Origin of the sequence: Sphingobacterium sp. JUb20 (genome assembly GCF_004342035.1) — a bacterium.
GTDB lineage: Bacteria > Bacteroidota > Bacteroidia > Sphingobacteriales > Sphingobacteriaceae > Sphingobacterium > Sphingobacterium anhuiense.
Genome location: NZ_SLYV01000033.1, coordinates 1 through 7,722 on the forward strand (window position 1 = coordinate 1; position 7,722 = coordinate 7,722).

At 35.7% G+C, this 7,722-nt stretch carries 6 protein-coding genes and 1 tRNA gene; 4 read left to right on the plus strand and 3 right to left on the minus strand.

The genetic code is table 11. From position 1 onward, the window contains the following. Window positions 1–1,108: 1,108 nt before the first annotated feature. Window positions 1,109–1,182 (plus strand) — tRNA-Pro (locus tag EDF66_RS25890). A gap of 41 nt (window positions 1,183–1,223) precedes the next feature. Here the strand turns inward: EDF66_RS25890 and EDF66_RS25895 are convergent. Both EDF66_RS25895 and EDF66_RS25900 read right to left on the minus strand, forming a co-directional pair. Then, window positions 1,224–1,871: a bifunctional 4-hydroxy-2-oxoglutarate aldolase/2-dehydro-3-deoxy-phosphogluconate aldolase gene (locus EDF66_RS25895; RefSeq protein WP_132846210.1), complete on the minus strand. Its 648-nt coding sequence runs from the start codon at window positions 1,869–1,871 to the stop codon at window positions 1,224–1,226. A gap of 8 nt (window positions 1,872–1,879) precedes the next feature. Beyond that, window positions 1,880–2,869 (minus strand): sugar kinase, encoded by a 990-nt coding sequence (locus EDF66_RS25900; RefSeq protein ID WP_132846212.1) that lies wholly within the window; start codon window positions 2,867–2,869, stop codon window positions 1,880–1,882. A 161-nt stretch (window positions 2,870–3,030) separates the two neighbouring features. Between EDF66_RS25900 and EDF66_RS25905 the strand changes: the two genes are divergently transcribed. Genes EDF66_RS25905 through uxaC form a run of 3 tightly spaced genes read left to right on the plus strand, consistent with a single transcriptional unit; the run spans window position 3,031 to window position 6,445 of the window. Continuing rightward, entirely contained in the window at window positions 3,031–3,852 is an 822-nt protein-coding gene (locus tag EDF66_RS25905) for an SDR family oxidoreductase (RefSeq protein ID WP_132846213.1), read from the plus strand. A 12-nt stretch (window positions 3,853–3,864) separates the two neighbouring features. Then, the gene (gene uxuA / locus EDF66_RS25910) at window positions 3,865–5,025 is read left to right on the plus strand and encodes a mannonate dehydratase (protein ID WP_132846215.1); all 1,161 of its coding nucleotides are present in this window, start codon (window positions 3,865–3,867) and stop codon (window positions 5,023–5,025) included. 10 nt (window positions 5,026–5,035) lie between these two features. Beyond that, window positions 5,036–6,445, plus strand: a complete 1,410-nt coding sequence (gene uxaC, locus EDF66_RS25915; protein ID WP_132846217.1) for a glucuronate isomerase — start codon at window positions 5,036–5,038, stop codon at window positions 6,443–6,445. Window positions 6,446–6,467: 22 nt separating this feature from the next. Here the strand turns inward: uxaC and EDF66_RS25920 are convergent, their stop codons facing one another. Beyond that, window positions 6,468–7,493, minus strand: a complete 1,026-nt coding sequence (locus EDF66_RS25920; protein ID WP_021191083.1) for a LacI family DNA-binding transcriptional regulator — start codon at window positions 7,491–7,493, stop codon at window positions 6,468–6,470. Window positions 7,494–7,722: the final 229 nt, after the last annotated feature.

A 7,722-nucleotide genomic window follows, 5' to 3' on the forward strand; every position in this document is an offset into this window, starting at 1 on the left:
TGTCTACCTCTTCCCATTCCGAACAGAGAAGTCAAGCCCGCCAGAGCCGATGGTATTGCCGTAACAGGTGGGAGAGTAGGTCGGTGCCTTTTTTTTATACAGAAGCCTTTGCTATACAGCAGAGGCTTTTTTGTGTTTGTACCTTTTTATGCTGTGAACAGGGCTATTCCGGTTCTTCCGGTAACTTCTGCAGGCCCGTCATGCTCATCATGCTCATCATTTAACCTATTCAGCTTCTACATCCTCTTCCTATCGGACAAGCATACTTTCACTATATCTTCCGATCTCTAATTTTTGACACTTTTAAACAGTTAAAGTACTTTTATGTTTATCTCTAAATAATCGGATTATTTCATTGGTCTAACTTGCTTCTTTAAGAACTCATTAATTAGAGGTGTAATCTTGAATATTTCAATAAATAAAAATTTAGTAAATGATTGTTCATTTCTAAACAACATATAAAATGTTAATTGTAAGGCACTTGCAGTCCTTCTAAGAATTTATTGCCTTTAGAATTTAAGCTACTCATGTAGTTGTGTCTGTTGAAAATGGATTTACAAGCCTGAAAATTGATCGAAATTCAACCTAGATTTTAAAATTAATTAGCTCAAATATATGGTTGCTACTTATTGTATAATTCAGAAATCAGGCTATTGTAGATCAGTAGGATTTCTGAATGAGTGCAAATCGGCGAGGTATACAATTAGTTTTAAAACTAGAGATAGCACATCTATTCAGGATAAATGGGAACAAGTGAACGTAAATCTCTTTTCAACTAATCAAAAATATTGATATTTATTACATAGTTTAAAGGTTTATACTTACTCTTTTTTGTTTTTTTTTGAAATCAATTTAAGCATTTGTAATAGCGAATGGACTGATAAAAGCTATTCTTTAGAGAAGAAACATGTTCTAAGAAATTATCGATTTAGACCATGGAGAGGCAGATTATCTTATAAATCATCTTAAATATGAGATTGTTTTTCGGTTAATTGAAATTTATTTATCAGCTAATCAGTCTTTTATTGTGCAAAGTGAAAAATAAATTTGACATTACTAATATTCGCTGTATATTTGCATCACAATAAAACAAAAGGTGATACCTTTTCGGGGTGTAGCGTAGCCCGGTATCGCGCCACATTTGGGATGTGGAGGTCGTAGGTTCGAATCCTGCCACCCCGACAAAAAAAGCTCTAACGAAAGTTAGAGCTTTTTTTATTTCTCTATTTTAAGCTTTCAATATACTGAAAAGCTTTTTGTAATCTATTTTCAATATAATTATTTTCTTCTGATTCTGTCGGGCCATTAAATAATTTTGATCCCATACCTACTGCTGATACTCCAGCTTGGAACCACGCTAACAGATTTTCTTCATCTAATGATACACCACCTGTAGGCATAAATTTCAATGATTGAAATAGAGGCTTGATGCCTTTCAAAAAATTTGCTCCTAAGGCATCACCGGGGAAAAGTTTTACTAATGGTGCACCTAATTCTTCAGCAAGTGAAATTTCAGTGGGAGTCATGCAACCCGGTATCCAAAGTATATTATTTTTTAAGGTCACATCTGCAATTTCTGCTTTCACAATAGGACTAACAATAAATTCTGCTCCTATATTTATGAAATCTAGAGCTTGTTGCTTCGTTTTAATGGTTCCAATTCCTAGCTTTAAATCTTTGAAATTTTCATCGCGGTATTTAAGCAGAGCCTTAAAGTTGTTATGCGCTTCAGGACCTCTATTAACAAATTCGAAAACGCGAACTCCACCATTATAACATGATGTTAAAATGGCAATACATTGGTCAATATCGTCGTGATAGTAAACGGGGATAATGGGAGAACTTTCAATCTTGGATAGGATAGTATGCATGTTGATTATTATAAATTGATGAAATCACCTTTGTTAAATAGTTTTTTGAATCCGAGTTGGGTTGCAGTGTCTATAATGTCTTGAGCAGACTTACCTTGATAAATAGCAGCAATTAAACCGCCCATAAAGGCGTCTCCGCTACCAATACGATCAATTAAGTCATTTGTCTCTAAAATAGTACTTATTTTATTTTCTGCAGGGCTATGATATGTTCCGTAAAATAGATTATGTTTAGGGTTATCCATAAATCTAAACGTATTAGCGATGTGTTTGCATTTGGGATATTTTTCAAATATTTCTTGGGCAACTAAACTGGAATAGTCGAAATATTCGCTGGAAGAAGTAGTTCGGACCAACTGCTCATGAATAGCAGTTCCAAGCATTTTGTGTTCAGCCCAAATATTTCCCATAATAACATCGCAATATGAAACTAATGTAGGCATAATATCTAGAGGCTGTTTTCCATATTGCCATAACCTGCTTCTATAATTGAGGTCGACAGATATGGTGATTTTCTTTTCGTGCGCTATTTTTAATGCTGTTAGCATGAGCTGTGCTAATTCCTCGTTTAATGCAGGTGTTAAGGCTGTCCAATGAAACCATGAACAGTCAGTAAATAGTTCATCCCAATCAATATCTTCCGTTTTAAGGGTGGAAAATGACGAGTACTTACGATCGTATATTACCTCTCCGCTTGTTAAACCATTTGCCGATTGCAAAATGTAAGAACCTAAGCGTTCGCCACCAAATATAAACTTGGAGGTATCGACGTTTTTGTGATTGAGTGTGTTTAAAATCTCCTTGGTCAAAGAGTGATCGGGAGCGACAGACACGTAAGTCGTCGGTATTGATAGCGAGGCAAGAGCCACAGCAACGTTCGCTTCTGATCCTCCTGGATAGGCATAGACTACCGATTGGTCATCATTAAAAAAATATTCATCTTTTGCTTGTAATCTATAAAGAATCTCTCCGAAGCAAAGGACCGTGTTTTTATCCATAAGTTATTAGTTTACTTTTCGAAAGTAGTATAAATAATTGTATTTCTGTATTGATTGTGTCTATAATTTCGAAAACGTTTGAGTAAATAAAGTTATAAGGATGTTTCTTTAGGAATTAATTATTTCATAAAATTGGTAACTTTAAATCTAACAATTATAAAATGGGGATATTGGATAAATTTTCATTGAACAATCACGTTGTTGTAGTTACCGGTGCAACTGGAGTTCTAGGAAAATCTTTTGTAGATGCTTTGGCTGAAGCTGGTGCAAAGGTTGCAGTACTGGGTAGGAATAGAGAAAAACTCCAAGAAAGAGTCCAGGCTATTGAGGCGAAAGGTGCTGAGGCATTAGCAATACAAGTAGATGTTTTGAACGAAGAGGACGTGATACGGGCTAGGGATGAAATAATAGCGAAATGGGGTACGATTGACGGTTTGGTCAATGCTGCTGGCGGTAATATTGCTGGAGCAACAATAAAGCCTGAACAAAATCTTTTTGACCATGATATAAGAGATACGCTGAAAGCAATTGAGCTTAATTTAAATGGAACAATTATTCCGACACATATTTTTGGACGTGTAATAGCTGAATCTGGTAAGGGTTCTATTGTTAATATTTCCTCACTTGCGGCAAGTAGACCATTAACTAGAGTTTTGGGGTATACGGTTGCAAAACACGGTGTAGATGGCTACACGAAATGGATGTCTGTTGAATTAGCTTTACGATACGGTGATAAGGTACGTGTCAATGCAATTGCACCAGGAGTATTTTTAACAGAGCAAAATCGAAACCTACTGATAAACCCCGATGGTACATATTCCGACCGAGCGCAGAAATTTATTAATGCGATGCCTTATCAACGTTTAGGAGAGCCAGATGAACTGAAAGGAACTTTAGTCTACTTATTAAGTGATGCTTCTGCTTTGGTTACTGGTGAAACGATTTTTGTTGATGGCGGGTTTAACGCATGGTGTGGGGTTTAATAAATTTAAGGTATGAAGAAACTTGAACAAACTTGGAGATGGTATGGGCCTAATGATCCCGTTTCCTTGGATGATATAAAACAAGCTGGTGCGACAGGTATTGTAACGGCATTGCACCATATTGCCCATGGCGATGTTTGGCCTGTCGAAGATATTTTAGAGCGTAAAAGAATTATTGAAGATAGTGGATTAGTCTGGTCGGTCGTAGAGAGTCTTCCAGTGCATGAGGCGATAAAAACAGGAAGCAATGATGCCACATATTATATTAAAAACTATGTGATGTCTTTGGAGAATTTAGCGAAATGTGGAATTCAGATCATTACTTATAATTTCATGCCTGTTTTAGATTGGACCAGAACACAATTAGATCTGTTGATGAAAGATGGTTCAAAAGCTTTATATTTTGATTGGATTGACCTTGCCGTATTTGATATTCATATACTAAAGCGAATAGATGCAGTCAAGGATTATACAACAGTGATATTGGAAGGAGTTGAAAAAAAATTTTCTTCTTATTCACAGCAAGATCTTAATGCGTTAGAACAAGTTGTTTTGATGGGAATCCCTGGAGAAAATGATATTACACTACAGGATCTGAATAACAGCATTGCTGTGTATGGTCAGCTTGGTCGAACGGGATTATTAAATAATTTGCTTCATTTCCTGTCATCGATAAGTGACGTTTGTGAAAGAGAGGGGATTAAAATGACTATACATCCCGATGATCCGCCATATCCAATTTTAGGTCTTCCACGTATTGTGAGCAATCAATCTGATCTGGTAGCAATACTTGAAGGTGTTAATAAGCCGTTTAATGGCATTTGCTTTTGCACAGGTTCCCTTGGTGCTAGTCAGTCAAATGATGTTGCATCCATTTTGGATGTTGTTAAAGAAAGAGTTTACTTTTCGCATCTGAGAAATGTAAAGAAAGACACTTTAGGAAGTTTCTTTGAAGCTGATCATTTAGATGGTGATGTAAATATGTATGCTGTGATGAAAATTTTGATCACTGAAAATCAAAATCGAATCAGACCTATTCCCTTTAGACCTGACCATGGTCATCAAATGTTGGATGATCTAAATAAGAAGACGAATCCTGGATATTCTGCAATTGGTCGTTTGAGAGGGCTCGCAGAACTCAGGGGATTAGAATATGGAATTTTAGGTCAATAAACAAAAAAGAATGTCAGATTTTATCAATCATAATTTTATACTGCAATCGGATATTGCACAACAGCTATATCATAATTATGCAAAAGATCTTCCTATTATAGATTACCATAATCATCTTCCCCCTGATCAGATTAGCAATAATCATCAGTTTGACAATCTTGCTCAAATTTGGCTCTCTGGTGACCATTACAAATGGCGTGCTATGCGAACTTTGGGAGTTGAAGAGAAATATATTACAGGAGAAGCTTCTGATTTTGAAAAATTTCAAAAATGGTCGGAGATTGTGCCTCAAACATTGAGAAATCCGCTGTATCATTGGACACATATGGAGCTTAAGAATCCATTTGGAATTAGCAAATTGCTCAACACTCAAAGTTCACATGCTATTTATGAACAAACAAGGGAACAATTGAAGGAACCGAGTTTTAGTACTCAGGGACTTTTGAACCATTTTAAGGTTGAGATGGTGGGAACAACTGATGATCCAATTGATAGTCTGGAATTTCATAAGGCTTTAAGTTTAAATACTGAATTTAACACAAAAGTACTTCCGACGTTTCGCCCAGATAAGGTTTTTCAATTATCGAAAGGAGATGTATTTAGAGCTTATGTGCAAAAACTATCCGATGTGAGCGGAATAAAAATACACCACTTGGATTCTTTATTAGAAGCACTTGATGAACGAATTAATTATTTTGACTCTTTGGGTTGTGTGGCTTCAGATCATGGGTTGAAATATCTGCCTAAAAAAGGGGCATTTAATTTAGCGGAAGTGAATTCTACTTTTATCCGCGTGATCAATGGAGATGATACCGGAGCTTTGGAAGTGGAAGATAGCTTTGTTTTTTATGTTTTAAGTGAATTATGCTCAAAGTACCATGCAAAAAATTGGGCGCAGCAATTTCATTTAGGCCCGTTGCGTGATACAAATAAAGGGAAGCTCGCAATTTTGGGTGCTGATACGGGATATGATTCTATTGGGGACTACCCTCAAGCTGATCGTATGGCAGATTTTTTTAATTATCTCGATACAAAGGATCAATTGGCCAAAACAATCATATATAATGTTAATCCTGCTGATAATGCTGTTTTTGGTTCAATGATCGGTAATTTTCAGGGCGGAAATATGAAGGGAAAAATTCAATTTGGTTCAGGATGGTGGTATCAGGATCAGTTGGATGGTATGACAGAACAGATAAATGCACTTTCTAATTATGGTTTGATCAGTTGTTTTATTGGGATGTTAACCGATTCGAGAAGCTTCTTGTCTTATTCTCGACACGAATATTTTAGAAGATTGCTTGCTAATATTTTTGCAGAAGATATCATCAAGGGTTACCTTCCGCATGATGTCGATATGATTGGAAAGGTTATCGCGGATATTTGTTATCACAATGCGGTTGCCTACTTTAAAAAGTAAAAAAGCTAACTGAGGTGCAAAATCAAGTCAAAAGACTTGATTTTCTTATTTCCAGGGTAGTTTCTAGTTCGATTGTTTCAAAATCGTTATGTGATGGACGCTTAATAAGATAAATGAGTTTTTTCATTGCAGTATGTCCGATTTCACTTGCAGGCTGTTTGATTCTGCTCAATGCAGGGTTGAGTGACGTTGGAATAGAAATATTAGAAAAGCCAATAACAGCAATTTCTTCCGGAACCTTAATTCCGAGTTCTGCTAGAATTCCGAGTGTTCTTGTGGTGATGACATCGGTGGCTCCAAAAATTGCATTTAGCTTATGTTCTGTGTTTAGTGTTTTTTGTATGGCGCTTTTGATTTGTTTATCAAGTATTGCGGTATCTTGAATATTACACTCAATAAAGTAATAGGGCTTTAGTGGAATTTCAAATTCTCTTAAAGCTTCTTTATATCCGTTTAACCTGTCTTTGGAAACACCTAATTGGTGTCCTGTAATATGAAGGATATTTGTACGTCCTTGTTCGAGGAGGTGTTTGGTAGCTTTATAAGCCCCGTCGAAATTGTTGGCACCCACTTTATCTGTTTTTAATTGATTGACTGTTCTATCAAAAATAACGATGGGTTTTCCGTTTTCTTGTAATTCTTTCAATAAACTCAGATTCGATGATTCGCTGACTGGTGAAATCAAAAGTCCGTCGATACCTCTCGAGTTTAAAACTTCAATACAGGATTTCTCAACCTGTATATCTTCTCTGCTCTGCATAATGATGATATCAAAGCCTGTTTCTATAGATGCTTTTTGAATTCCGTCTAGTATTTCTGCTATAAATGTATTATTAATCGCGCATACAATGACACCGATAGTATTTGTTTTCCCGATTTTAAGACTTTGTGCCACTTTATTAACGCTAAAATTCATTTTTGTAGCGTAGTCCTGAACAACCTTTTTGGTCTTCTCACTAATTTCATAACTATCTGATAAAGCTTTGGAAACTGTTGAGATTGATATATTCAATGCTTTAGAGATATCTTTTAAGGTAGTTTTAGCCATTTTGATTACTAATTTTGGTTATTGTAGATGTATAAAGATATTTATAAATATGATATATCACTAAACAATCTACATAATCGACAATCGATTTTGAGCAGAGATTATACATTTTCTATTAATTATATGTTTAACCATAAATTTATTGGTCAGGTTATAAGCTGTTTACCGGTTTACGGCAAACTATTTCCGGAAAAGATTAGGAAGTGATTATAAAAAGTCGCTATCTTTG